Source organism: Haloarcula sp. H-GB5, assembly GCF_054850705.1.
Window position 1 is genome coordinate 117,832 of record NZ_JBTWBG010000005.1, and the last position, 25,884, is coordinate 143,715.

Annotated in this window: 21 protein-coding genes; 4 read left to right on the plus strand and 17 right to left on the minus strand. The window is 50.8% G+C overall.

Features of this window, described 5'->3' with window-relative positions; translation table 11 throughout:
- Window positions 1-73: 73 nt before the first annotated feature.
- The 6 genes from ACYJ11_RS18780 to ACYJ11_RS18805 form a co-directional block, all read right to left on the minus strand.
- Complete coding sequence (locus ACYJ11_RS18780; RefSeq protein WP_461648973.1) at window positions 74-1,318, minus strand: DNA cytosine methyltransferase; 1,245 nt, start codon at window positions 1,316-1,318, stop codon at window positions 74-76.
- 269 nt (window positions 1,319-1,587) lie between these two features.
- Window positions 1,588-1,776, minus strand: coding sequence for a hypothetical protein (locus ACYJ11_RS18785; RefSeq protein ID WP_461648974.1), 189 nt, complete (start codon window positions 1,774-1,776; stop codon window positions 1,588-1,590).
- A 318-nt stretch (window positions 1,777-2,094) separates the two neighbouring features.
- Window positions 2,095-2,463, minus strand: a complete 369-nt coding sequence (locus tag ACYJ11_RS18790) for a hypothetical protein (RefSeq protein ID WP_461648975.1) — start codon at window positions 2,461-2,463, stop codon at window positions 2,095-2,097.
- Window positions 2,464-2,567: 104 nt separating this feature from the next.
- On the minus strand, window positions 2,568-4,418 hold the full coding sequence (locus tag ACYJ11_RS18795; protein ID WP_461648976.1) for an archaea-specific SMC-related protein: 1,851 nt from the start codon (window positions 4,416-4,418) through the stop codon (window positions 2,568-2,570).
- Window positions 4,419-4,551: 133 nt separating this feature from the next.
- Window positions 4,552-5,256, minus strand: coding sequence for a rod-determining factor RdfA (rdfA, locus tag ACYJ11_RS18800; RefSeq protein ID WP_461648977.1), 705 nt, complete (start codon window positions 5,254-5,256; stop codon window positions 4,552-4,554).
- 223 nt (window positions 5,257-5,479) lie between these two features.
- Entirely contained in the window at window positions 5,480-6,136 is a 657-nt protein-coding gene (locus ACYJ11_RS18805; protein ID WP_461648978.1) for a hypothetical protein, read from the minus strand.
- A gap of 133 nt (window positions 6,137-6,269) precedes the next feature.
- On the opposite strand from ACYJ11_RS18805, the gene ACYJ11_RS18810 reads away from it, so the two are divergent.
- From ACYJ11_RS18810 to ACYJ11_RS18825, 4 genes are all read left to right on the plus strand, one after another.
- Window positions 6,270-8,816, plus strand: coding sequence for a bacterio-opsin activator domain-containing protein (locus ACYJ11_RS18810; RefSeq protein WP_461648979.1), 2,547 nt, complete (start codon window positions 6,270-6,272; stop codon window positions 8,814-8,816).
- Window positions 8,817-9,104: 288 nt separating this feature from the next.
- On the plus strand, window positions 9,105-10,031 hold the full coding sequence (locus ACYJ11_RS18815; protein WP_064289236.1) for a ParA family protein: 927 nt from the start codon (window positions 9,105-9,107) through the stop codon (window positions 10,029-10,031).
- The gene (locus ACYJ11_RS18820; RefSeq protein ID WP_461648980.1) at window positions 10,024-10,593 is read left to right on the plus strand and encodes a hypothetical protein; all 570 of its coding nucleotides are present in this window, start codon (window positions 10,024-10,026) and stop codon (window positions 10,591-10,593) included. The genes ACYJ11_RS18815 and ACYJ11_RS18820 overlap by 8 nt, the downstream gene beginning before the upstream one ends.
- Window positions 10,594-11,768: 1,175 nt before the next feature.
- Window positions 11,769-17,321, plus strand: coding sequence for a CARDB domain-containing protein (locus ACYJ11_RS18825; RefSeq protein ID WP_461648981.1), 5,553 nt, complete (start codon window positions 11,769-11,771; stop codon window positions 17,319-17,321).
- A gap of 73 nt (window positions 17,322-17,394) precedes the next feature.
- On the opposite strand, the gene ACYJ11_RS18830 is transcribed toward ACYJ11_RS18825, so the two are convergent.
- The 11 genes from ACYJ11_RS18830 to ACYJ11_RS18880 all read right to left on the minus strand — a co-directional run bounded on the left by ACYJ11_RS18830 (window position 17,395) and on the right by ACYJ11_RS18880 (window position 25,836).
- A complete protein-coding gene (locus ACYJ11_RS18830) occupies window positions 17,395-18,414 on the minus strand; it encodes a prepilin peptidase (RefSeq protein ID WP_461648982.1) in 1,020 nt (339 codons plus the stop codon).
- The gene (locus ACYJ11_RS18835) at window positions 18,414-18,770 is read right to left on the minus strand and encodes a hypothetical protein (RefSeq protein ID WP_080510122.1); all 357 of its coding nucleotides are present in this window, start codon (window positions 18,768-18,770) and stop codon (window positions 18,414-18,416) included. Before ACYJ11_RS18835 ends, ACYJ11_RS18830 begins: the two co-directional genes overlap by 1 nt.
- 99 nt (window positions 18,771-18,869) lie before the next feature.
- Window positions 18,870-19,310, minus strand: coding sequence for a hypothetical protein (locus ACYJ11_RS18840; RefSeq protein ID WP_461648983.1), 441 nt, complete (start codon window positions 19,308-19,310; stop codon window positions 18,870-18,872).
- Window positions 19,307-20,092, minus strand: coding sequence for a hypothetical protein (locus ACYJ11_RS18845; RefSeq protein WP_461648984.1), 786 nt, complete (start codon window positions 20,090-20,092; stop codon window positions 19,307-19,309). Before ACYJ11_RS18845 ends, ACYJ11_RS18840 begins: the two co-directional genes overlap by 4 nt.
- Window positions 20,093-20,190: 98 nt before the next feature.
- The gene (locus ACYJ11_RS18850) at window positions 20,191-20,556 is read right to left on the minus strand and encodes a hypothetical protein (protein WP_461648985.1); all 366 of its coding nucleotides are present in this window, start codon (window positions 20,554-20,556) and stop codon (window positions 20,191-20,193) included.
- Window positions 20,557-20,572: 16 nt separating this feature from the next.
- The gene (locus tag ACYJ11_RS18855) at window positions 20,573-21,007 is read right to left on the minus strand and encodes a hypothetical protein (RefSeq protein WP_461648986.1); all 435 of its coding nucleotides are present in this window, start codon (window positions 21,005-21,007) and stop codon (window positions 20,573-20,575) included.
- 79 nt (window positions 21,008-21,086) lie between these two features.
- Window positions 21,087-21,455: a hypothetical protein gene (locus ACYJ11_RS18860; protein WP_461648987.1), complete on the minus strand. Its 369-nt coding sequence runs from the start codon at window positions 21,453-21,455 to the stop codon at window positions 21,087-21,089.
- 2 nt (window positions 21,456-21,457) lie between these two features.
- The gene (locus tag ACYJ11_RS18865; protein WP_461648988.1) at window positions 21,458-22,276 is read right to left on the minus strand and encodes a hypothetical protein; all 819 of its coding nucleotides are present in this window, start codon (window positions 22,274-22,276) and stop codon (window positions 21,458-21,460) included.
- 104 nt (window positions 22,277-22,380) lie between these two features.
- Window positions 22,381-22,902 (minus strand): hypothetical protein, encoded by a 522-nt coding sequence (locus tag ACYJ11_RS18870; RefSeq protein WP_461648989.1) that lies wholly within the window; start codon window positions 22,900-22,902, stop codon window positions 22,381-22,383.
- 305 nt (window positions 22,903-23,207) lie between these two features.
- Window positions 23,208-23,420: a hypothetical protein gene (locus ACYJ11_RS18875; RefSeq protein ID WP_064289247.1), complete on the minus strand. Its 213-nt coding sequence runs from the start codon at window positions 23,418-23,420 to the stop codon at window positions 23,208-23,210.
- Between the two features lie 145 nt (window positions 23,421-23,565).
- On the minus strand, window positions 23,566-25,836 hold the full coding sequence (locus ACYJ11_RS18880; protein ID WP_461648990.1) for a DEAD/DEAH box helicase: 2,271 nt from the start codon (window positions 25,834-25,836) through the stop codon (window positions 23,566-23,568).
- Window positions 25,837-25,884: the final 48 nt, after the last annotated feature.

The following is a 25,884-nucleotide window of genomic DNA, read 5'->3' on the forward strand; positions in this document are numbered from 1 at the left end:
TGCTTACCTCCGGTTAGCCCGGTCAATAACCACTTCTCGGTCACCTCTTATAATATTGACGCCCAAACCAACCTCAGGCACTTTCTGGTGCACTTGCTCGACCTGCCAGTTGGTTTGTGCTGGAATAGCTTGTCTGCGCTTCAAGAATTTCAGTCCGAAGATGGCGGCTGATATGATAGGCTAACGCAGGCGGAACCGCATTACAGACCATCCGGTACTGCTCTCCCCGTGTTCCTGCGAATGTATACTCATCAAGGAATGTTTGGATTCGAGCGACCTCACGGACAGTGAGACGCCGGACGTTTGCGCTGTTCCCCTCCTGACTGGGAGCCGCGCCTTGGTAGTGGACGGGCGGTGTTCCACTTGAGTTTGTCATTGTAGGCGCTGGTTCGTCCGGATGGAGTCGCCTTGCGGTCGTCGGTGGCCCAGTATGTCCCAACGGATATCCAGCCATCTTTTCACGATGGTCGGTACCGTGGTCTTGGGCAACGTGATTTGTCGGCATCCATTGCTGTTCGCCGTCGCGAGTAATGAATCCAGAGACTGTATTCGGATCAACCCGTGCCCGAGTGAGTTGGTTGTCGTCAATACTAGGACGTTCTGCGAGCGTGTGGTGAATTGGGTCTTCACTGGGGGATGCAGGTTCGAGCGGCTCCGGTAGGTCTTTGACTGCTTCCTTGACCGTCAAGTACGACGCTGGCCATCCTGATCCTCTTAGGTCACTTAACCTCTGTTGGCCTTCGTTGCAGACCCGCGGTGGCTCCCACTGGTCGGGCGGCGATAGGTCGTTTCTCACCCCAAGTACGAAGAGCCGCTCTCTTGTTTGGGGGACGCCGTAGTTTGCTGCGTTCAATGAGATGACTCCAACCTCGTAGCCTAAATCTTCTAGATCACCAGTAAGTGCATCTAAGAGTCTGGTGTGGCAAGTGCGTAATCCAGTCACGTTTTCGATTGCGATGAGCTGGGGATTCGTCGCTTCGGCCCAATCGACCATCGTGAACAGAAGTTGGTTTCTCGGGTCGTCTGAGTTCGTTTCGCCTTGATTGGACGAAAGTCCTTGGCAGGGAGGACCGCCGGCTAAAAGGGTAAGGTCGTCCGGGGCTTTCGAGGCGTCGACGTCGGTCGCGTCTCGGAAGAGAGTGATGTCGTTTGCTTGGCAGTGGTGCTGATGATACGTCCCAAACTCTGGTGTCGCCTTTTCCCACGCTGCCTTTACGCGGAACCCGCCGTTCATCAGCCCGTACGTGAACCCGCCACAGCCGGCGAACAAATCGATAGCCGTCGGTGCGTTGTCGGGACCTTCGAATTCTGGAGTCATTGTCAGAGTAGGAATGAACTGTGTCTGTGTGTCTCATCGCTATCGTCATGAACGACGGTAGTGTTGAAGCCAAGATTGTCGACGCTGAGGAACATCCGACGGGGCAAGACTTTGTCCAGCGCTCGGCCTGTCCCACCACGCCCTGCGAAGAGGTCGAGGACTTGTATCCGCCACTCGGATGTCCACTCTTGGGGCCAGTGGCTCCGGTCGAACAGAGGACTAACTCGGAGGTGCGTTTTTGGAATCAGTTTCTTGACCTGCCATTGCGCTTACTTGAGATCGTCGACGTTGACGGTAACAGGGTCGATGGTGCCAATGTTGTCTCCGACGATAGAGATGATGTTGCCGTCAACCTCAGTCACGAGGACGTTGTCTCGTCCGTGTTCGGTCGCGAGGTTGTCATGGGCAGTTTCGACTTCTGCTTCTCTCTGCGAACTCTCTGGAATCTCGTAGGTCATACTTCACTTCCTCCGGTGGATAGAAACTCTCACGCGCCCAGTTCAAGGACTTTTTTCAGAGTGAATACTCCTTGCGTTGAGTCACTACCCCCTGCGGCGGGTTGTTGTGGTGTTCTTTCTGGCTGGGCTGCTCGGCCTGTCTGGATGCTGTAAAAATCGCCTGTGCGGCGACGTAACGCGATACTCATCCTGCACTGGTTCTGGCTACGCCACAGACAAAACTGCGCTATGTGCCCGCTGTGCGCTCGTTCATAAGGATGAAACAGAGTAACGTTGTTTCACAGACAGTGATTGGTCTCCATTGGTCGCTTTTTGCGACTATTCGGTCGCTGGACTGTACTTGAGGAAGGAGACGCAGTTACCACACACGTAAGAGGTGTCCGGCCCGATCGCGTCCCCCTTCTTGACGAACTCGAATTTACCGCTCTCAGACACGTAGCGGTCTTCAGTCAGGTTCATGACGCTGATTATCGTAGATCCACACTCGGGGCACGGTTCGCCTTCTTCCCAGTCGTCGCGCTGCGCACCGAGGTTGACTCCGAGATTCTCGACTGTGATTGGTCCGAGAGTATCGGTTTCGTCGAAGAGGTCTTCGACCGCTGCTTCGACAGCCTCCGCTTTCTCTGTCCGGTCGTCATCTCCGCTTACCATTACGTCGTCGTGGTTGATTAAGATCGTACTTTTCATTTGAGCTCTTCCACCTGCGTTGGGAGATATAAACCTATCCTAGCATCGTCCTTCCAAAGTTTCTTTTTTTCAGGCCGCAAACAAATAACACTCCGGTGCTATCGTCAGGCCGTTGCGGGTTCTGAGTTGGAGACGACGTCCCACTCGGTTGGGTCGACTGTGGTTCCTTCGAAGTCACCAGCTTCTGGGTAGGCGGTTGTCACGAGCATCTCGCTTGTATCTTCGAGGTACTCCAGCAGGTACCGAAGGTTGTCTGAGGACAGCTGGCTGATGCCGTCGATAAGGATGGCTGGAACGCGCTCGTCCACGTTGAATGTGCGATAGCCAGCGATGGCGACGACAATCCCCACCAGTTCTTGCTCTCCTTCACTGAGCGTGTCGATTGTTGTTTCAATTGACTCGCGAACGATTTTCAGTTCGAATTCTTCGATATCTCCACCCTCTGTCGTGGTCTTCGGAACGAGTTGGCCACCATCAAACCCAGGTGCGAACCTGTCAATGACGTCTTCAAGCGCGTCATTGAACTCCTCCGCGAGTTCGTGCTGCTTTTTGTTCTTCCGCTGGCGAAGTTCCTTGATTTGTTCACGTAATTCATCGCGTTTATCCTCTAGTTCGTCAATCTTCTCAGCTTCAGCCTCCAAGTCTTCGATCTGTCCCTGTTTCCGCTCTAACTCCCGTTCCTTATTACTGATCTCGGATTTGATATCAGTCAGTTCTTCGTTCAGTTCTTCTTCCGCCTCCTCGACTTCAGCCTTTAGCTCTTCAACTTCGGACTCAAGACGCTCTTTACGCTCTTTTGCTTGCTCCAGTTCAGCTTTCGCTTCCTGAATATCTCCTTTGATCTTTCCGATGGCATCTTGCAGCTGGTCGCGTTCGTTCTTCTTCTTGCGAATTGCGCGTTTCGTTTTCTTAATATCTTCAACTTCGGATTCGATGTCAGATTTCTCACTCCGAAGGTCGTTGATTTTCTGCTGGAGTGCGTTGAGTTGCTCTTCAATATCTGCCGAGGTTGTATCGTTCCCGCAGACCCAGCAATTAATTGTGTCCATGTCGATACCTCGATCGACGTTTGTCACCAGTTCGACTTCTCCTTCTTCGAGAATCTGCTGATTCGCTCGGTAGAGATCTTGAAGGAGACTGATTTTAAGTTTGAGGTCGTTGACCCGTTGTTCTTTTTCATTAACGTCAGCGGTCAATTCTGGTTCGGAGGGGACCTCAAGATCGTTGAGTTCGGCCTGTTTCTCCTCAAGGGCATCTTCACGGCGGTTGATCTTCGAATCTAAGCGACCGATTTCCTTTTCAGTGCTTTCGAGACTGCCCTGCTTGCTGCCGAGCTTATCACTGAGGTCGCTAGCATTAGTGTCCTTTGGGGCTTCTGCGGACAACTCATCGCGCTGGTCACGGAGTTCTTCAAGTTCCTGCTCCAACTGTGTAATATCCTCTTGGACTGACGGCAGTTGTTTCGCAGACTGCTCGGATTTTCGAAGGTCTTCTTTGATTTCTCGTCGTTTTTTCTGGAGCTCGACGATCTGGGCGTTGATATCTTCGATGTTGAGTGGTGCTTGAAGATACTCGGTTAGATCCTCACCGTTTCGGACGGCAGACCGAATGGGGTTATTTTCTCCGAGGAACGAGAAGAGATGTGCACACACTCGATCTGTTTCGTCTGTGAGGTAAGGGTTCCCTCTTCGGGTTACAGTCTCCTCAGCTTCTAGGCTGAGCGTGACTTCGTGTTCATCACCGTCTGCATTGAGGGTGACTGAACCGCTCTTTTCGCCTTCTGTAAGAGGGTGGTCCTCACCGAACATCCCTGTGGTGCCGACGACGGTCCGGATGGCCGCCATAAAGCTGGACTTCCCTTGGAAGTTAGAAGCTTGAACCGTGTTGAGACCGGGAGTGAGTGTTGCCTTCCCGGTTCGAATTCCTCCGATGTTGTTGATGTCGAGGTCCCACATACTAATCTCACATAGAGTGGGATGGCTTAATAATGCTCTGTTTAGAACAGCTTCAGACGCTCCAAGACAGTACTGATAACTCTACCAGTCTGGAGACTGGCTAGATGGGAACAACGCAGCGGAAAGGTGGAGATTACAGGAGAGTTGATTCGGGTTGTGGTTCGTTGTCGTCTGAAATGGAACTGGAGGATTCCCCAGGTCCGGTAGCTGATTCACTCATGTGCTCATCGCAGATATATCCGCGCTCAAGCGCCCGCTCTAACTGTACTTGGTTAGAGCAAACAGGGCATCCCAAGATGACTGGTATAGAGACATCTGCATCTGTGGCATGAGGAATCTTCCCCCTGTTTTCGAGGGTCTTCAAGTTCTCTCTGATGTGACCCTTGGTGTTGTTTCGCGAATATTGGATTCTCTCCATAACGCCCTCTGCTGCAGCATCGTCCTCGCCTATGTCCCTTGTTTTTTCTTCGTCAAGGCAGTTGGTGAAGTGGCGGTAGAGCGTCGTAGAGGAAACGAAATCATCAAGCAGTTGCTCCCCATCGATGCCGTCAGATTCCAGATCGTCGATGATAGCGAGGCGTCTCTCGTCATCATCGCTAGCGAGTGCTTCGTGGTCTGATTCAATCCGACTGTCGAGCGTGTTTCGATCGTGTTCAGTATAGACTGTCTTCAGAATTTTCTGATTCAGCCAAGTTGTCAATGGCCGCAGACCCGTCTCTGGGTATTCGTTGTTCCCCATCCACCTGGCTAGCATATACTGATTCAGATCACCCCCGACGACTCCATGCTCAAGGCCGTACTTATCAATATTCTTGCCGACCTTACAGCAATGTTCCATAGTCTTGTCTACACATTTCTCATTGAAAAAGATTTCTTCATGAAACCTCTTCCGAATACCTCTAACCGCTTTAGGCAGGCCTTAAAACCGGTTGTTAGTACGGAAATTGCCAAACACTAAGGCCTGACTTGGTTGTTAATGCTAAATAGAAATCAATGAAAAAACCACAATGTGAATTACGAATCGGTCCTTCTCAGACAACTTCTAAACTGGTGAGCTGTCTTCAATTTGCTTTCTGAGTCTGGTTTCGAGCGTCTTCGGACTCGTTGCTTTCGGAGTCGACTTCTTCGTTACTGGAATCCTTCTGTTTTGGTTTAGTCTTGACGTGAGTGGACGATTCGCGTTCCAGAGTGCTGTGATCACAGATTTGATTTTCGAGCATTATCACCCGCTCTCGGAAGAGGTCTGTTTCCTCATCTGCGGACCCTTCTGTTTCTGTCCAGTGTGTGCGCTGAGAACAGACGCGGCATGTGAAGTACTGCTTGAGTTCGTTGCAGTCTATCTGCTTCCACACCTTATTGATGTGTCGAGCTGTTTTGATGTCTGATCTCTGGGGGAGGGTGTCGAAGAGGAAAGTGTGATGGACATATCCCGAGCCGGTCTGGACGGGCCAGTCTGCGGCGTAGTGGAACTCATCTTCGTCAGCGTGACTCGTGTTCTGATTGAGCCGTGAAGCAAATTCGCCAACGTTTGCTGGGAAGTTGTATATGGTGGCGAACTTGTCCTCTTCAATCTTGATCTTTCTACAGTGGTAGAGGGGGACATCTTTCTTCGCGAAGAGTTCTTCTGTCGGTTGGTCCGAGTAGTCCCGGTAGATATAGCCAATTTCGCTGGCTATTCGGGCCAGATACCGTTCGGTCTTCCCATCTAGGCCCTCCATGATTAGATCCCCCATCTCCACAAGCCAACGGGGCTTGAATATTGTAGCACCAACATATGCGTACTTGACAACGAAATACCTACCTTAATAACCAAAGGTTTTTTAACAAACTGCCACCTCAGACTGTGGTAATATGTATAACCCCTCTATACATTCTCGAGGTGAGGCGGGTAAGAATTGTAGTCTTATTTATGGGATTAATATACTGTTAGTTGGTACGTCTCCTGAACTTGATGAACTGGCTGAATCACTCTCTGAGGAAGGTGAGCATATTTCGGTTAATACCAATATTATAACTGAGGCAACAATTGGTGGTGCAATGACACTATTTGAAGAGGAACGGATTGACTACGTCGTTTCAGAGTATGAACTGGAGGACGGTACTGGGCTTGATCTCCTGAGCTGGGTTCGGAATGAGTACGGCGAAGTCACATTCTTGATGTGGACTGGCTCTGGTAGCGAAGCGATCGCAAGCAAAGCGATTGAACACGGTGTAACGGAGTACGTGCCCAAGGACTTAGATGCCTCAACATATACGTCAATTCAAGAGCGTATTTTTGACGGTCTCAAACCTGTTGCAGAGCAGTTCGAAGATGGTCGTCTGGACGATAATGAAAAACGGGTGTATGCCGACTTTTTACACGAACACGTATGGGACATCGAGAAAGTAGGAATTTTCGAAGTGGATCTCAATACGTGGAGTCTTTCTCTCTACGAAGGATTAGCTGAAACTGATGATCTGTGTTACTTTCGAGATCAGACTTTAGACACGTTGGCTGAGTTTGTCCATCCAGACGATCGTGACGGATTGAAAGAGGCAATGATGGATATGAATCCGGATTCAGACCCGCGTTTCGTGAACTTCCGCGTCCTCGACCAAGCGAGTGCCAGCTATTATATTCGGACCTACTTAGTGCCAATGGAACATCCTGATGGTGAGGGTACTCTTGTTCGCGGGATTGGTTGGGATTCGACTGAAAAGGTTGTTCGTGAGGAGTCACTTGCGGCCGTCAGTAAGGTTTCGCGTGCAGCATCGCAATCTGATACAATTGGAGAAGTAGCTCACATTGTCGCTGATGCTGGGTCTGATGTATTTGAGTTGATCGGCCCGTTTGTATACCTGTACGATGATGAAACCGGCGAGTTATATCCTGCAGCATATTCGCAACGGACCGGAAAGTCGAAGCCGCCCAAATTTGAGGCGGGTGAAAACCCCCTTTGGCAGGCTTTCAAGGACTTAGAGAGCAAGTCAGTTGATTCTACTAATCAAAAGGCCGAAATCGAGTTTTTCACCTCCAACGTTCGGGAGACTCTCATATCTCCTATCGATGGGTATGGGGTCATTGTTGCGGGATTCGCTGATTCACACGACTTAGACGGCGCTGGCGAGGAGGCTATTGAGATCCTAAGCTCGACAGCGAAAACTGCAATGGACCAGGTGAACCAGATTCAAGAGATCCGTGAGAGGGAGGAGCGGTCGAAGAAACAAAAGGAAAAATATGGCAGACTGAATGAATTGAACAAACAAATTAGAACAGTCAATCAGACGGTTATGGACGCGGATTCTCATTCTGATATCAATCAATCTGTCTGTGATTCTCTCGTCGAAATTGAGCAATTTGATTTTGCTTGGATTGCTGAACCGGATTATGCGGAGAATCAGTTAGACCCCCAAGCGAAATCACACCCCGTCAACTCGTATATCGATGAAATTGCTTTCGATATCGATTCGGAGAATTCGCCGCCTGCAGTTTCAGTTGTTGAGCAACGAGAACCGGTCGTTGACAAGAACATTGCTCGCGGAGTTCAGAATAGCGAGTGGAAGAACCAAGCACTTTTGAACGGGTACCGATCTATCTTGAGCGTCCCTCTACTATACGATAGCGTTCTTCATGGTGTCCTGACGGTCTATAGCAAGAAGGTTGGTGGCGTTGAAGATATGACGTTGGATACACTTTCTGAATTGGGAGAGCTAATTGGGTTTGCTCATCAGACTCTCAGCCAGCGTGATGCATTAGTGTCCGATGACAATGTTGATGTCTCATTAACGATTGATGACGAAGAGGAGTCGTTTATCCAACTAGCGTCAGAGGTTGGGTCGAAAATCGAAATTCAACATATCACGCACCGAAGCGACGAGACGTATCTGGTCTACGTGGCTTTCCAGGGTCGAATATCTGTAGAAGACACAGCGGCGGTATTGGAAGAATTCCCACTAGTTGACGACTTTCGGTTGATATCCGAGTCAGATACGATCATCTTTGAATTGGTTGCCCACAGAGATTCTTCGCTCTTCGATCTTACGGATCTCGGTGCAGAGTTAGTTCGTGCTGAGGCAACAAGTAATAATTTGTCGCTTGTGGTGGCTATCCCACGGGATGAGGGTGTCCAGTCTTTCATTGATCGCGTCCGTAACCGCTACCCTAGTGTTTCTCTCCATTCTCAACAGAGGCCAAAGGCTGAGGAAGAAAGTGATCTTGGCGGAAAAGGGTCTCCGTTTGAGCTGCTCACTGACCGGCAGCGAGAAATCCTCGATATCGCTTACTACTCTGGTTACTTCAATTATCCGCGTGATAGTAGTGCAACCGAAGTGGCTGAGTCAATCGGTATCTCTCAACCAGGGTTCTCGAAGCAGTGCCAGACTGCTGTTGGTCACCTTCTTAGTATTATCTACGAGTAACGAATCTCTACCCTGCTTTGGGATTGTGTGTACCGGAACACCGGTTCTTGTAATACCACAGCTCGCACTTATGTGGATCTAATAGTTTGTGTGTACTGGAACATACGAAACATACGGCTTATTTGTATGACTTGCGTCTTGCGATACACGCAAAGAAATAAGTGGTGTAGCGCCCACTTTGAGTTTGATGGTGTTCCGAAACGTTCGAGATGTCTGGTACACGCAGTCCACTAGCATCTCGTTTGGAGTTGGAGTGCCATCCAGTGAACAACCGACATTTCAAAAACTATGACAGGAGAAATTCAAGGACTACCAGGTGTAGTCACCGCGCTCCAGAAAGGCGGCGTCACGAAAACCTCACTCGGCCTCAACGTGGCCGAGCGCTTAGCAAACCGTGGGAACGATGTCGTGATGATTGACCTCGATCACGACTGCCATTTGACGAGCCTCTTGCTTGATGATGAAACAGAGGAGGAAGTTCTCAATGACGAAAACCACATTGGAAAGGCGATGTTCGGGGATCTGGACCCTGAAGAACTCCTCATCGAGACGGACTTCGGTGTCAAGCTTCTCCCTAGTACGAATCTGATGGGAGAGGTTGTTACAAAAATGAAAAACACCCGGCTTGGTATCAACCGCATTCGCAATGAGATTGCGGCTCCCCTTTACGAAGCCGGGTACGACTATTTTGTCATTGACCCACCCGGTGGTGAGGGACAGATGTTGGATGCCGCTTTCGTCGCTGTCCAGCGGACGATCGTTCCAATCACTCCTGAAGCTGGAACGGTGAACGGCCTCGCCCGCCTCCTAGAGCGTACGATTGACCCGCTCCGGAAGGAAGCCAACATGGAAATCGAGATTGTCGCGATCACGCCGAACAGGATGCATGAGAGCATCAGCCGAGATAGCGGCGAGCAAACAATCACGAGGGATCTAAATCAAACATTCCGCGAATACCTTCCAGCGTATGCGCGTGTTGATCCTGATGTTTTCGAGGTGATCGACACACCCGGAGAATCATTGACTGATATTCCGAAACCCGCTCTCCGTGAACGCAAGGCTATCAATGATGCGTTCAAGAATGGGCTTCCGGTTGCTAAGTATGATGCTGACTGCGATCAAATCAAGCACTTCGATACACTTGCTCAAATGGTAATCGACTCCTGCGAAGGGGAAGATATGACCGACCAAGAGGAGGTGCCAGCGAATGGGTGAACGTGATCTCGCCGGACTCGGTGATAGCTTGGCTAATCCCGATGAAGATGACGATGATGAGGCTAAACAGTCGACTGAAAGCGATACCGATGACAAGCAAGAAGAACAGTCAGTTGAATCGATCTCTGGAATAGATGAGCAACCGAAAGAGGAGATATCCGACGACACGGAGTCAACCTCAACACAGACACAGCAACCGGCGGATCAGTCTACGGCCCTAGATGGAAACTCTACTTCGTCGTGTCAGGAGATCACTCGAGACGGAACGCAGTGCGATCATGATGCACAACCCGGTAGCTCGTACTGTAAGAAGCATCAACCAGACAAGTTTGGCAACCGTCCTGGTGAATTTCAACGAAAGCAGTGGAATCTGCTACCGGAGGTTATTGACGGCTTGTTCGCTGACAGTGTGACGGCGGACTCAGTCTACATTGACGTTCAAAAAGAGGTCGGTGAGAGCTTCCAAAAAAAGTCTATCGAGAATAAGATGGGTGAATTTCTGCTAGAGCACCGAGAAGAGTTCATCGACTTCGTTTCCTCCGAGTACAGCGATCACAAGTAGCGCTGCTAAAGTTCTGTATTCCTGTTCGCTTATCGCTACGTGGATACGCTTGTTGTTTAGTCCGTCTGAGTTGGAAGATACAGAATACTCAGGCTCTACGAAACATCTGGACTTACCGTACTTCAAAATATTGTGTATGTATTGCGTGTTTTGTGTGTTTCATATGTTCTGTATGTTGGTGGTGTATTGGAACAATAGCCTTGTTCGGACTTCACATAGTGATTGGAGCACAGCTGGGAGGCCTTCAGGTGCTTCTGAAGGCCCTTGAAGTACTGGGTGTTCTGTATGTATTCTGTGTTCTGTGTGTACTGCGTATTTGAATATGTTTGAATGTATAGAAATACATAGTAAACATTATGTACGGAAATACATTTCTCGTACAACGCTGAAGTGTAGGTTAGTGGAACAGCTGGGTATTCAGTGAATACTGGATCATCTGCAACACACGGAACTGCAAAAGTATCGAGGCTGTGAAACTGCTGATACATTTGAATAATACAGGACATACGATACACACAGAACACTCAGATATTCCGATACCTTCGATAGTTTCAGATTTTCAGTTTTATTGAGCAGTCTATGTGACTGGATGTATCGATACACTCGATCCGTTCGAGACACTGAGGATGCTTGGACTTCCTGAGGGAGTGTTCACTAAACTCACACGGGGGGAGAGATAAGGTCTATGTGTATCGGAACATGCGAAACTTGTGGTACACTCGGAACATGAAATCTCCTGCGAGTTTCATCCCAATCTAAGGCCAATATGCTTGGTCCTGGTGTAAGAAGTTCTCGTGAATCTGTCCGGGATCTATGTCGCCCTTGAGGTCTGATCCGACCTCATTAGCGTCCATCCTAGGTCGTCCTCGGCAAGTCGGAGTACCAGATTGTGTGAGATACCCCTAGGGAAGTCTTTGTGCTGAAGCCTGAATTTCGTGGGAAAGTGCTGTGTTGAATAGCGGTGCTGGTTAGGACAGTAGAAATTTGAGTCGACTTGTCAGGGGCTAGTGCCAGCAATCTCAGAACCGGCGCTGCCTCACCGTGGCTTAGGAGGCGCTATTCAACACAACATGGGAAAGAGTAATGAAGCGCGCACAGATACAGATATGCAACGTACCTGCGAGTATGCCCGCGTACGAGCCGTAGGTACCCTCAGTCCATAACCTCTGATAAAAATGCCTCCGTTACCACCAACCGAGGGGTGGGAGATTGGTCCCAACCCTGCCGTACCGTCACCTGAGCAGGTTTATGAGATACTCATCTACTTTTTTAACGCCTACCTTATTTCTGTCACATCCTTCTTGGCCTATTCTATCATTGTATTGGTCATCCTCTACCGCTTACGAGGGCCGACGAGCTACGGGACGCAGAGTAAGAGGAAGCGTCTCCACCGATCCAGTACCGCTCTTCTCGTGGCGTCCGCGATATTCCCGATTTTGTATGCAGCAATGTGGATCGCAAAGGGGACAACTTCTGCTGGACCTGACCTGCCAGCTGGCGGTGTGTTTGGAACGCCTCTTGAAGAACGGATCATCGGACCGAACCCTTCCTCACGGGGGTTGGACCAATTTTTAGGTATTCTCATCGACCTCTTCCAGGCATATTTCCTCTCTTGGACGACGCTTGGGGTTGTTGCCTTGCTTTCTCTCGTTGTGATTTACTACACAACGAAGTGGCCGACAGAGATTATCGCGGATGTACAGTCTCGGTATATCCGCCGCGTGGGAATTGGGGTGGGTGTCGTGACAGTGTTTCTCCCACTTCTGTACACCGTGGTCTGGGTGGCGACTGATACTCAGAAGACGCCTGAGGCACTCCCAGCTGACGGTGTATTCGGGACATCTTTCGAGGAGCGACTGATTGGACCAGAGGCCGCACAGGGAATAGACGGTCTGGTCTCCGGTCTTGGCATGTTGTTCCAGACGTATCAGGTCAGCATTTCGTTCATTCTCATCTCGGCTATGACCTTCCTCAGTGTGAGTTATTTACTCATCCACTGGCCATTCCGGTATGATATTGGAAATAAGCAAGAACATTTGTATCGAGCAGCGCTCGGATTAGGTGGCTCAATCACGATAGTCCCGATTTTGCACGCGATCTCGTGGTTAGCAACTGGACTTAGCAACCCAGAGGAGTCCCTCACTCGAGTGGCCCCGCCAGTCCAACTCCCAACAGGTCAATTGTTCAGTGGCGCACGCTATCATCCAGTTATCGAAGAACTTGCAGCGTCGAAAGACCCTGTTGAGACGGTTCTTCTGAACTTTCTCTCGTTTCAGACTACGTCTTACTTGATGCTGGGGATTTTCGTTATAGCACTTGGTGCGGTGATGATGCTGTTATTTGCTCAGTCATCGTGGTTCCCTTCAAAAGGTGGTCACGAGTACCTTAGTGCAGGATCGATCATCCTCCTTGTTGTCTTCCTCATGCCGGCATTAATTACAGCCTCAGCATGGCTTACCACGGGGACGGCTGATGCCGGTGACACGCTCTCGGAGAACCTTGCAGGACGACCGTTTCACGAGCAAGACGACTTCTCAGCCTGCACTACTGAAGACTGGGAAGCGAAGTCTGGAACGGCGATACCTGTTGAGTCATCGGCAGGGCAGGGGTGTGAATTAGAAATTCATGGTACAATTGCTAAGCAGTTTGATTTGACGGGAACTGAGCATGAAGAAGGATTTGTGGAGGTGAAAACTGATGACGAAATGACTGTTCGCATTTACGATGGAGACGAACTCGTTGCTGAGGAAGATATCATTTCGAACCGCCGATTTGAAATCTCAGTCACCAATGCAACGACGGTGGAGATTAAGGGCAAGAATAGCAAGTTGGACTCTGTAACTGCTGGCCTTCAACCAGTCCCTGACCCGTATCTCGTAGTTGAGCTGATGACTGAGGATGATGATTTTATTCTTCGGAACGGTGTGGAAGCAGATGTTCGTATCTATAATATCGGTGAAACGGAGACTGTTGATACGTTTAATCTCACGGTGGCCTCTGAAGGGACGTTGTATGGTGGTGATGAACGCACCCCCTCAGATAAATTGCTCATTGAGCAACTTGATGGCGGACAGTGGCGCGAATACCCAATTACTAAGTTCACCTCATTCCGCGAAAATCGTGTAGTCGGAGATGTGAATCTGATTGCGGCTACGAATCTCGACGAGCAGGAGATGCTTCAGCGCGGCCCTGGATGGGACAACTATGACAACAAAACTATCACCATCACGTACGCTGATCTCCGGTCTGACCTTTCTGAGGGTCGGACGGTCTACGAAAACACGACCTCGTTTGACGCCCGAATATACAACAATGGAACAGCCTTCAGCGAAGCATCTCCAGCTGAGCTTGTCATCACGGACGAAAATGGAAATAAAGTCCACCGAGAGACGATTACGCTCGCCGAACTTGATCCTGAAGAAGACTCAGTGACAGAGATAACGAACACGTATCGAGCGCCCGGAACCTACACTGCGACTCTTGATGTTGAGGACGACCTCTTCCCAGAAGGGAACATTGACCAGACTGAGTTCCAGATCATTCACGGGGATGTGCGTGCCGAGGTTTCTGAGACCGACTCTACGTCGCGTGTTGGGACGAACACAAACTTCACAGTTGACATCTGGAATGCGGGGAACAACAAGTCTGAAGCGACGACTGCTGACGTAGAAGTGGTAGGTCCGAGTGGCGAAGTCGTAAAATCGTGGAATGTCGATGTCGAAAACCTATCTGTTGGTCAATCGACCGCCCGCGAATTCACGGTGGTTACTGAAAAGACAGGCACGTACCATGTGAATGTGGACGTCCACTACCCCGAGTTCTCTGCAGGTACGACGGACTCGGCCACTCTCGTTGGGATTGGTCCTGACCTTCGTACGGACGTGACTGGTAATACGATCAAGAAGGGAGAACAGGCTGATATCACAACAGAAATCCGGAACAAAGGGACGGACTACGCAGGGCCAACAACGGCTCAAGTAAACCTCACGAACCCCGATGGGACACTCATTGAACAGGCGGAGATTGAAGTGCCCGGCTTGTCTCCCGGTGAAAGCTACTCTACGAACCCTGTCAGCTCCACGCTTAACGAACCCGGCACCTATCAAGTGTCGATGGATGCTGATGCCGAGTTGGCTACTGCTGGAACGAAGGACACAGATGAGTTTAATGTGGTCTATCAGAATCTCGGCGTCGAGGTGAGTGCGTCGAACGTGTCACAATCGGATGATAACCAGATATCAATTGATGTGACAAACCATGGGACCGGTCTGAGTGAGCCCACCTCTGTCAACGTTGATATCGTTGACCCAGCAGGAAAAATTGTAGCAGAAAGAACACTTGATGTAGGTAGACTCCAGGCGGATCAAAGCACAATCCGTCGCTTCGAGGTGAACCACGACCGAGCGGGTGTGCATAGAGCTGAAGCCTCACTTGACGGACAGACCTATCACACAAATTATCACATCACTTGGTCAAATCTCCATGGGACAATCAATGCGTCAGAGACGACGGTTGACGGATTTGAAACCAAATTGAACGCGACTATTGGCAACGTTGGTCCAGGGCGGAGCGGCGTAACGTATGCTACGGTAACAGTGTACGATTCAGATAATCGCCGCGTCGATAGAAAGCAGATCGACGTCGATGAACTGGCATCGGGTGAAACCGATTCCAATCCGGTTTCTGTGAAGTTCCCCGAAGTCGGAACGTACACGGCGAAGATTGAGCTTCACGATAACGAATTCCCCGATGGGAACGTCGATTACTCCGAGGAGATCGTCACTGCTGTCCCCGATCACCGAACGGGAATCCATGTCTCGAACATTAGTAATGGTGAGACAGCTTACGTGAACACGACAGTCGTAAACGCTGGCGAGGTTCTGAGCGACGAGACCACAGCGACTGTGACGCTGAAGACCGATAACGGAGAGGTTCTCGAAACGACTCAGTATCCTGTCGGGAGATTGCAGCCGGGTGACAAACAGATCAATACCCCGCTTGCACGGGTTCTCGACGAGCCGGGGCGTTATATAGCTGAAGTGAAAGTTGATGACTCTCGAGTTCCTGGAGGAAACGTTTCCAAGACCGCCTTCTACGTTCGCGGCGGGGACCTCCGAGCTAATATCACAGCAAGAGATATTGGAGAGGGACAAAACGTGGATATCTCCACTCAAGTCGCGAACAACGGTGGGGCGGTCAGCGAGAATACCACCGCGACAGTGACTATCGAGAACGATGCTGGGCGGGTAATTAACCGGACTACCGTTGATGTCCGAAGCCTGCAACCCGGCGAGGACCAAACTAACTTGTTTTCCAATGTCACGCTTGAGAGCCCCGGCCGATACGTTGCTAAAATTGATGTGAACGCGAAAGATGACACCACCGGTAGCGTGGCTCGGAATGGTTTCCAGACCGAATACGTGAACTTGAAAGGTTTTGTGTCCTCCTCGGACGTTACAACGACGAATAAGACAACTATCAACGTCACAATTGCCAACGATGGTACAGCGGATAGTGACCCCGTAGACACAACAGTCCAAGTCGTTGATGATAGCGGAATGGTTGTTCAGGAGTGGAATATCTCGACTGATCCTATTCGAGGAGGTCGTGATATCCGCCGGCACTTGGACTTCACTACGAGTGAGGCCGGAAGTTACACTGTGACAGTCGATGTTGATGACCAAGGCCGTCCGTCGGGGACGAATGACTCGGATGAGTTTAGTATTCGGTGGCCGGATCTGGCTGTGGATGTGACACCGTCGGCATCCGTTGTCGAGAGCAATGGGACCACCGTCGATGTTAATATAACGAACAATGGCCCCGGTTCGAGTCAAGAAACGACAACGAGGGTCTACCTCTACGACAACTTTGGGAACATCCTCAGCCAGCAGACGATTTCCCTCCCAGAAGTCGGATCTGGTGAGACATATGAAACAACGGTCTCTATCCACTTCACCCGACCAGGGGTGCATTCGGTCGGTGCAAGAGTCGATGATAGCAAATTCCCTGACGGGAACTATGCCGAGACAGACGACATCACGGTCTCTCATGGGAATCTCCACGGGAGCGTTTCGTTCAGGAACGATTCGACTCCTGTCGAATCAGAGACGGCTGTTACGGTGTCCGTCCAGAACGTCGGGAATGACAAAGCCGAGGCGACAACAGCTACGGTAGCGCTAATGAACCTGAACGAGGAAGTTGTCGAAACGCACGAGGTCGACATACGCGCTCTAAATGCCGGCTCAAATACGGATAAGAAGGTGAATATGACTCCTCCAGATGACGGAAAATATACTGTTCAACTGAATGTCCGCGATGAGGAGTTCCCAGTTGGAACAGGGGATACAGACACAATTCAAGTCCTCTCCTCAGACCTTCGGGCCGATATCACAGTAGAAGATGTCGAACTGAACCATCAGACCGATGTCAATGTAACGGTAACTAATGCTGGGGATTTGCAGAGTAACCAGACGACGGCTGAAGTCCGCATGTACAACCAAGATGGCGACCGCGTCACCCACAAGACGTTGGAAATAGACTCACTTGCTCCCGGCGAGTCGACGACAGTCAGTTATAGCCAATTGATCGACGAACGGTGTTGGAAGACGGAAATGTCGTGTGCGCCAGGAGTGACTGTCGGTACGGGGACGTATACTGCAGAGGTTAATGTTCAAACCGTGTACGAACCAGAAGGGTCGGTGGATACAGTCTCGTTCAAAGTCGAATAAGTTGCGTCAGTAGTGCCTTGTTCTTAGTTAACTGATTCGCCCTGTAGGGTGGTGCAGAGAGTTTGTGGTGACACTAGGGTGAGACGATGAGATACATCCATAGAACGACTATGTCACCAATAGTAAGCGCAGCGAGTAGACCAAGGAAGATCGGGACGATGAGTGGATACGCCGGCTGTACGTGTACTTCATCATGGTCACAGAGATAATTAAGTACTGCGCGAAGCTCATCAGCAGTCGTTTCGTAGATGTTGTGATCGACCTCATCGACGAACCGCTCAACCCCCCATGTATCTTCTACTGACCCCCTTTCTGTGGCTAAAATGGTCCGCTCAGATGGACTAGTTTCGTCTGTGGTGGGAAGAGACTTGAAGCAATTAGCATTCGGTTTGATCGCGCCCGTACCGACTTCGTAGGTCTCTGCGATAGTCTCTGGGGACCGGAGACTCTCGCCTCTTGCTCTGAGTGTCTGGATTGTCTCACCCCGCCACCGAAGATACATTCTAATTGCATCGGCGTCGACTGCAAACTCGTCGTCTGTATTGCGGTTGATGATGAGCTTCCCTACTGTTTCTGTAAGGTCGGAGACTGCTACTGGCTTTGAGAAGAACAACTCTTTTTTCCGCTCTCCACGGGACAGGTTTTTGACCCACATTTGTAGCGGGTAGAACGCTCCGAATACAAATCCGTTCACCACAATAGTGACGGCGAGCGATCCGGTCATTCCTTGGATAAGTGGCAGTTCAATCCCGAGGACCGGGATCGTGTACTGGTGGATCGCCGGAAAGAGAAGTCCGAGCGAAAATAATGCTTTTGCGTCTGCTCCGCCGATAGCGTTCTCGCTGAATAGGAATGCGCTGATGAGTGCCATCCCAACGGGTACACCGACTAGCCGACGGTGCATGTATGCATCTTCGGGTGAATTAATGGGTGCTATTTGGGTGATCTGCCAGATTGCAGCTATCCCTCCAATCGCGATGAGGATTGGCCAGACTCGTGACTCGACACGGCGGACTTGATAATCACTCCAGGCCGCCCACGCGAGCAGTGGGACCGAGAGTAACCGTAAGAAATCTGGGCTTGCACTGATCATCAGTCGTCATTGCTGTTCATGGGATGGTCTTTAGGATAGTCCCACTTCAGCTTGCCATTCTCTCGCTTCACGCGGTACATATACGGCCCATGAGGACATCCTTTGCAGTCTTTCCCACAAGGGACCTTCTTTTTTACGTACGTCCAACCACCCTTCTCGTCCGTGTCGACGATCTTCTCGTTCTTGCTTGCGAGTTCGTCTTCTTCAATAGGGGTATCATCTTGTTCTTCGATGAAGTCTTGTAGGGTTTTAGTGTACTCCTCAATCGTTGCCAAGCTCTGGAGATCCTGACGATGCAGCCCTTCAACGATGTACTGCGGGATTTGGTCGGGTGCTGGTGGTGGGTCGTCGATCATCGTATCTTACCAAACAAACTAACGGAATGCATTAAAAAGTTAAGTAAGAACGCACTTTACGCTTCCAACCTTGTACCGAAGGTTACACCCACTGAAAACCTACTGGGCGGCGATATCATCTAAGGTCTGCTGGCCTCCAGCTTCTTCTTGGCCGTCTTGAACAAACCAATCGCCATCCGATAGGTCTTCCTCGCCCCTCATATAGGCGTCTGCAAGCTGGTAGGCCTCCATCTGTCCGAGTCCGTACTCAGCATCCATCTCATACTCGATGATGCGTATCTGCTCTCTGCTGCCATCTTCACCGTCAACAGACTCCCGTTCGAGAGGTGGTACTTCGACAGCCCACGAATCCTGATACCTCATTACGCGGACGAGTTCGGATTCACCATACCATACAGCGCCGCCATATGGCTCTCCACCACAAGTCCGGTGCAGACGGTGAAAGACATGGTTGTCGTATGAAACAGCCGTACACTCGGACAGGTCGGCTGGTGTATCGTCCGGGAACTTTGCTTGTGGTTGGTTCGTATCAGGTGTCATTTCCACTCACTGAGTCCCATCTGTTCGTAGACCTTGCTCACAGGACACACGAAGACCCATTTGTACTGGTCGCGAATCGTTTTGTGCTCTCGATTTCCTGCCTGACTGGGTTCACTCCACCCGATGCATGTCCATCCTTTCCCGCGAAGCGCTTTTATCATCGACCCTTCGAAATTCGCGACGACATACGTGATAAGATACTCGATACCTGCGGGGCAATCAGACGATTCGACGAAGAATTCCTGTGATTGAGCGAGCGAGCAGCTGGCTAGATTCGGCATCCGCTCACCGATACAAATCCGGTTTGCCTCGACGAACTTGTCGCCGGAGAGGACTTCTGTATGATCGATACTGCTGCCATCCACACCTGAGAGAAGAGAGCGGGCGCGCGGTTCGATATTGTCGGGGAGTCCTTCAAAATCACGTTCGGTGTATGGTTTCGGCTTGAGTTCGTCGTCACTGTTGAAATATAGTTTCTTCTTGCTGAAGAACGGATATCGGTACGTGATTGCGCCGAGTAAGTCCTGGTAATAGAGGCCGTGGTGAGCGAGATTCGCAGGGTGGAGATCTCCGTCCATATACCCGTGATGTGCTTCGTATACCTCCTCAGCTTTTTTCTGGGAAATCGGCTTGATCGAGACGTTGTTACTAAATGGAAGACCGAGCGGTGCGGTAAACGGAGGGCTCGTCTGGTTCCGGTGTATTGGACAGTTACACTCTCCGTTTGATGGGCTATGCTGGAATGTGGCTGGTTGAGTCGACACTAATGTTTCTGTAGACATACTCTCACCACATGTAGGAGAATACAAATAATCCGCTTCGGAGAGCACGCTCGATATCATCTGGATGAAAACCGTGCTTCTGGACCTCGCTAATCACTTCAAGGGAGGTCAATTTCGATGGCACCATCCGGGGGCTCAGCACTGTCGTGGGCGAAGAAGATTTCTGAGAACCGAGTATTCTTCCCGAATCCGTGGTTCAGACCGGGGAACTCCCCTACGATACTGATGTGTGCCCGATCTCCTCTGTGAGACGATAGAGCACATCTGATCTTCCGCGAGGGACTGGACGCTTCTTTGATGACTGACCGGAGGTCGGTGACGATTTTTGCGGTGAGTTCCCTGTCTTCATCTGCTTGACTACCTTTGAGAACGTAGACCTGATCGTCTTCTCCAGGGAGTATGTAGACTGCGCCCGGTGCATCGCCATCCGAGTTATGATCGTCTGATTGAGTAGTAGATTCCATTTGTGGCGTTGTATTACTAGTTAACTGCCTGTGACTGGGACTTTCGAGGTGTGGCTTCAGTGAGACAGAATTGGTGAGTGTTGATAACGAGATAGTTGCTGGAGTCCTTGACGGGGATGAAGTAGACGTTTTCACATGTGTCAGCATCTGACGGCAGTTGCGACTCTCCGATGATGCCAAAGGCCTTCTCTTCGACGAAGATCCGGACTTCAGTTTCGCACTCTGGACAGACGTGCGGGCTCGACTTGTGATTTCGGTCGTTCTCCCACATAACGTCTCTATCTTGGTAGAGTGCGTCCGCCACCTCTGGGTCGACGTCGGCCCCACACTCGGGGCATTCGCCAAACTCTCGAACGATGGGGGAAGCAGTCGAGGGAGCAATCCCATCTTGGTAGTCCGGCATTGCCATTGCGCGAGTGTTCCAGCTGATATCGTCTGTATCGATTATCATTTCTATCGAATCCTCTACCCCCTGTTTGGGAGTAAAAATTCTCTCCTCTTCTGTGAGCTACGGTGCCACTTGACCGTCGTTACTCGCTGTCCTCAACTGCGGTCCAAATACGTTTCTCAGATTCTGTTCCGGCTTGGGTGGTTGGGATGAGTTGGTAGTAATTCGCCTTTAGTATCGCCCTGACCATCTCCTCTTTCATGATGGTGGATGAAAGCTCACCTTGGCTTGTTTGTTTAACATGCTGCCAGCCGCGGTTGTGTTTCCGTATCCAACCGAGGCCCGATTGACGTTCCGTCTGGATGCAGACGGATTCGTGCTTGCGAAGATACTTGAGGATGTCGTCGATGATTTCATCCTCTGTCTGGTGTGGCATTGTATCTTCAGACTCGGCTATCTGACCGCCACTTGACTGCCCGTTTTCCTCTGGTAGAGTGGTTCTCTGGCCCATATTCACGCCGCATGGGAAGGGTTAAAGCTTTCGCCCGTATTGGCAGCCCCCACGTCGAACATTCGCAAGTGCGAGATCAAGCTTTTGTACGGATCGCTGTTTTGTCCGACAGATAGGTGGCGGTTGGGGGGTGTCTCATGGGGGGAACACTCGTTCTCCGACCAGTGGTCCACCAGCCACTCCTTGGCTTTCATACCCTCGGATGTATCGTAGACTGCAGCGATGACGGGAATGCCGTGGACTACTCCCCTGTACGCGGTCTTCACATCATCGTGAGTGGCGTCGAATTGCTTCCACCCGTTAAGTGTCTTGGGCGGGTTGCTGCGGAGCTGGCGGGCTGCTGCTTCTTTTTCTGCTGACTCGACAGCAGTGTCCCACTTTTTCGTGATACGCTCTTCTTGTTCGCGTTCGATGTCTTTCAGGACACGCTGATCGATCTCTGCTGAGGCCCAGGCCAGAACGGTTTCTGCCTTCGCCAGTTTCTCTTCTCTATCGCCACGGAACCGACCGAAGCGAATCTCAGAAGGTCTGAGTGTCCTTACGGTGCTTCTGTCGATTCTGTCGATTTCGCACCTCCGCAGAGACGCCGATACTTCAGTGTGGTGCGTGAATCCCGTCCGGTTTCCGCCTGCTAGTAAACACCTTTTTGCTAGGTTGATGCATCTCTCGGGCTCTGTCGTCGGTACAGAATCTGGCTGTTCGATTCTTTCACCGACTTTGATGTCGTGTTCCTGCTTAACGTATTTCTCGAAGCCGCTTTCGAATGCTGATTCCTCTATGAATGTCGTTTGAAACTGCTGACCTTCTTCTATCAGAACCATCTCTCACCTCTTCAGGGAGAGTAAAAATCTCTGATGGAGTTTATGAAATTATAGTTTCTCTGAATAAGAAGGCCGTATTAGCAACGACTGATAGTATCGACTTTTCACTCTCCAGTGGTGAGGGCGTTCTTAATCGTTCCTGTGAGGATCTTGTTGACAGCGACTGAGTGATGATGGTTCACGGGGGGATCGTCTCCAAAGTGGCCTTTGAGTGCAGAGATAGAAGTAATCCCCAGCCGAAGCAGGGACGCGGATTTTGCTGGCCCGATACCCTTGACTTTCTGCAACTGCTCACGATGGTCATGAAGGCGGTTGACTGGCTCAGGCAGTTGGTACATAGTATTCACTGCTATCTCGAAAGCACTTGTTTGCGGAACCTCACTCACAATGACCTCTGGGTCCGCATTCGGTTCCTGATACCGAAGTTCGTGTGGCCGTTTCGTGTGGCTGTAGTACGACTCAATCCGCAACTCCTCTAGGATAAGTGTCGCCTCACCGAAGCCGATTTCCCAGCGCAAGTCTTGGGCGTTCCCTTCGTGTTTTAGAGAGATGAGGTTCCACGAACCGACCTGCGACGGAATTTCTGGCTTGCTATCGAACTCTCCGAGTGCAGGCCACTCCTCCATATTGTCTTGAGCTTGTTTCCAGATCCAGTCGATTCGCTCTGGAGGCTGTTCGGAAAGTGTCTGTCCGCTGAGTGGATGTCCAAACTGGTCGAAGCTTTGTCGATGCAGTCGGAGGTCTCCGTCGCTCAATTCTGATACGGAAAGCCGCTCGTATTGACCGCTGATGTGTGTGCTGCCGCGTCGCCAATACTCTATCAGACTGGACTCGTGAGACTCTACCTGTACCCACCCGGCATGGGAAGTTGGCCATCCATCTAGCCCATACGGGAGATTGGAGTTGTTCGGTTTAGTGGCTGATTCGCTGCTCATTTGTCGTCTCTGTGTTTCTTTTGAAATTCTGTGAGATCATCTTGGTCAAAGGCGTCTGTCCGAATGGAGCCCTCTAACCCGTCGTTGACCAAGACACCAACTCGCTCACCTGTTTCGATGTCAGTGACGGTTCCTGCTACTTTCCATTCTTTTCCGTATTTCTTCCCAACGAGGGTGTTTCCAACCCTGAGCTCTGATATATCGATCATAACTTGGCTGAGGAGAGTGGTGAACGGCTTGATGGTTGCACCCTAGTATCGATGTGCATTCTCACCGAAGTCCTTCTCTCAACTGGCTTTGAGAGGTAGAAACCCACACTTCTAGCAGGATGGCATTTCGTAGGAAACGATGCGGTTAGAAGTCTCTGAGACTGGTTGGCCGCGTTGATTCGGGGGATAAACTTTTATCAGATGTCCGAGCCCCACTCGTAGCATCTACCGATAGTGCGTGCTCTTCTTCGGTTGAAAGGTCTGTCTCGGAGATATTCGCATCTTCGATGAACGAGTTGATGTTGCGAGCGGTCACTTTTCCGACCATCGCGACTTGTTCTTTGAGCACGTCCTCAAATTTGCCCTCGTTGCCACAATGCTCTCGGAAGGCGGCGAGAAGCTCCCAAAGGTCAGAATCAGGCGAAATGTCGAGCGTCTGTCGGGACATCTGTTCGAGATACGTCCGGAGGAACCGAATACGAGCGCGTCCCATCGCGTTGATTTCGGATACGACTGGGACGGCATCTTCACAGACGCCCTTGTCTGCACGATATACGAGACTCTCGTGCCACTCCGGAAGGCGCGCGTTTGGTGCTGCTTTGACCACATATTTGGTTGCCATGAGCGTATCGCTCAACTTGCTCGCAAGCCCTGGTAGGTAAGTCGGGTCGATACCGGTCTGTTCTTCGATTTCTTCGGTTGAGTAGTTCCGCATCCAGTACCAGCGGATGACTCCTGCTGTGATGCCGGGTTCGTTGAGATCGTATCCGTGGTTTCTGATGACTGATTCTAGCGGCCCGTCGACGGTACTGGCTGCGAGTTGCACATCGAAGTTTGCGATGGTTCGGTGGAGATAGTCTAGTTGCCGAATGTCCTCGTGGTCTGTCTCTTCTACCCAGTTGTAGAAACTCTTGATGCTGATGAGACTTGCGTCGACAAATGAGTTATACTTAAACCCGACAGCGCCTTCACCGAGTGCTGTGGTATTGAATGCATCCCATGTGTCGCTCTCATCAATGAATCCTTCGTCGGCCAGCCACTGTGTTGTCTCTTCTAGGCGCTCTTTCAACCGTTCGTCTTTCGGCTTCGGACTCTGCCCCCACGCTGACTCCTCGTTCATCTGCTCGTAGTACAATGTGTGCTCGATGAAGTCCTCTAGTTCGTATGTCGACGACCAACCGTTTGCGATAAGTTCCAGAACCAGCCATCGGAACTCGCTTTCGTCGTCGATGTGCGTCTGAACGTCCTCAAGTTCACGGTGGGGGGTGAAGAAGCGCTCTGCAGTCTCGTCTGGACTGTCGGTCAAGACGAAACAGTGTCCACACGGGTAGTCAAAACGAGGGCGGGCGGCACGTCCTGCCCACTGCACATATTCGTATACGCCCACGTATTCACCACGGCGAGTGATGTCTGCAACTATAACTGACTGGACTGGGCTGTCGAAACCGTATGCCAGACTCGTGGTCGTTGTGAGTGCTTGTAGTTCGCCCTCTTCATACAGTTCGAGAATATACTGCTTGACGCTTCCAGGTAGGTCGGCGTGGATATAGGCAACGCCTGCTTGGAGCATTTTGAGAATCTCACGATGAGTCTCAGTTAGCATCCCGTCGACGCGGTCGGAGAGTTCCTTACGGAGATTTCGGTCAGATGGACCATCGAACAGGTTGGATTCTGCGATTCCTTTCGCTCGAGATTCCGTCCATGACTTTGCGAAGCAGAATACGAGATACGGACCTTTGTCCGGATTCTGCTTGATCACGTCGATTATCTTCTCTTTCGTTGAGCTGGTACTGCTGTCGACGGCGTGTTCCTTGATGGGAACTTGGCGGTCTTCCGGACTGATGTGTGGGTCAGCGTTCATCCACTTCCCAAGCTCGTCAGGATTCCCGAGGGTCGCAGAGATGCCGTAGATGTCGATATCCTCGTAGAGTGCGGCTGAAATGCTCAATTCAATCGCCGTCCCTCTGAAGTCTGAGTAGAGTTCGTGGAAGTCGTCAAGAATGATGGCATCGAGCGACCGCGCGCCTTCTGCGCCTTGGAGAATTGCTTGGTAGAACGAGTCGAACGTGCCTACCGCGATATCTGCGGTGCGGTACTTCCCGTGGCCAGAGTAGACAGAGTAGTCTCCGGCCCATTCTTGGAGGGATTCTTTCTTTGCCCACACCAGCTGAACTGATGGGACGAGGTACGCGACTCGGTTTCCTTGGTTGAGGTGTTTCTTGACGACACCTTCTGCAGTGAGGGTCTTTCCGTTCCCTGTTTCTGCGATGAGCAGGTCGTTTCCGTCGTTGAGGATGCCGTTCTCGAAGGCGAATGCTTGCGTCTTTTTCAGTCCATCGTAGCCGTGGGCGTCCATCAGTTCAGCGAGAATTGCTTTGTTTTCTGGCGAGATGTTGAGGTCCGGTGGGTGTATCATAGCTGGTCTGGAATGCGGTATCTTGCTGTGTCCTAGCTGGCTTCTTAT

Bases quoted from the DNA above. Each gene is read 5' to 3' on its own strand.
- ACYJ11_RS18780 (WP_461648973.1), bottom strand. From the start codon at position 1,318: ATGACTCCAGAATTCGAAGGTCCCGACAACGCACCGACGGCTATCGAT.
- ACYJ11_RS18785 (WP_461648974.1), bottom strand. From the start codon at position 1,776: ATGACCTACGAGATTCCAGAGAGTTCGCAGAGAGAAGCAGAAGTCGAA.
- ACYJ11_RS18790 (WP_461648975.1), bottom strand. From the start codon at position 2,463: ATGAAAAGTACGATCTTAATCAACCACGACGACGTAATGGTAAGCGGA.
- ACYJ11_RS18795 (WP_461648976.1), bottom strand. From the start codon at position 4,418: ATGTGGGACCTCGACATCAACAACATCGGAGGAATTCGAACCGGGAAG.
- rdfA (WP_461648977.1), bottom strand. From the start codon at position 5,256: ATGGAACATTGCTGTAAGGTCGGCAAGAATATTGATAAGTACGGCCTT.
- ACYJ11_RS18805 (WP_461648978.1), bottom strand. From the start codon at position 6,136: ATGGAGGGCCTAGATGGGAAGACCGAACGGTATCTGGCCCGAATAGCC.
- ACYJ11_RS18810 (WP_461648979.1), top strand. From the start codon at position 6,270: ATGTATAACCCCTCTATACATTCTCGAGGTGAGGCGGGTAAGAATTGT.
- ACYJ11_RS18815 (WP_064289236.1), top strand. From the start codon at position 9,105: ATGACAGGAGAAATTCAAGGACTACCAGGTGTAGTCACCGCGCTCCAG.
- ACYJ11_RS18820 (WP_461648980.1), top strand. From the start codon at position 10,024: ATGGGTGAACGTGATCTCGCCGGACTCGGTGATAGCTTGGCTAATCCC.
- ACYJ11_RS18825 (WP_461648981.1), top strand. From the start codon at position 11,769: ATGCCTCCGTTACCACCAACCGAGGGGTGGGAGATTGGTCCCAACCCT.
- ACYJ11_RS18830 (WP_461648982.1), bottom strand. From the start codon at position 18,414: ATGATCAGTGCAAGCCCAGATTTCTTACGGTTACTCTCGGTCCCACTG.
- ACYJ11_RS18835 (WP_080510122.1), bottom strand. From the start codon at position 18,770: ATGATCGACGACCCACCACCAGCACCCGACCAAATCCCGCAGTACATC.
- ACYJ11_RS18840 (WP_461648983.1), bottom strand. From the start codon at position 19,310: ATGACACCTGATACGAACCAACCACAAGCAAAGTTCCCGGACGATACA.
- ACYJ11_RS18845 (WP_461648984.1), bottom strand. From the start codon at position 20,092: ATGTCTACAGAAACATTAGTGTCGACTCAACCAGCCACATTCCAGCAT.
- ACYJ11_RS18850 (WP_461648985.1), bottom strand. From the start codon at position 20,556: ATGGAATCTACTACTCAATCAGACGATCATAACTCGGATGGCGATGCA.
- ACYJ11_RS18855 (WP_461648986.1), bottom strand. From the start codon at position 21,007: ATGATAATCGATACAGACGATATCAGCTGGAACACTCGCGCAATGGCA.
- ACYJ11_RS18860 (WP_461648987.1), bottom strand. From the start codon at position 21,455: ATGGGCCAGAGAACCACTCTACCAGAGGAAAACGGGCAGTCAAGTGGC.
- ACYJ11_RS18865 (WP_461648988.1), bottom strand. From the start codon at position 22,276: ATGGTTCTGATAGAAGAAGGTCAGCAGTTTCAAACGACATTCATAGAG.
- ACYJ11_RS18870 (WP_461648989.1), bottom strand. From the start codon at position 22,902: ATGGAGGAGTGGCCTGCACTCGGAGAGTTCGATAGCAAGCCAGAAATT.
- ACYJ11_RS18875 (WP_064289247.1), bottom strand. From the start codon at position 23,420: ATGATCGATATATCAGAGCTCAGGGTTGGAAACACCCTCGTTGGGAAG.
- ACYJ11_RS18880 (WP_461648990.1), bottom strand. From the start codon at position 25,836: ATGATACACCCACCGGACCTCAACATCTCGCCAGAAAACAAAGCAATT.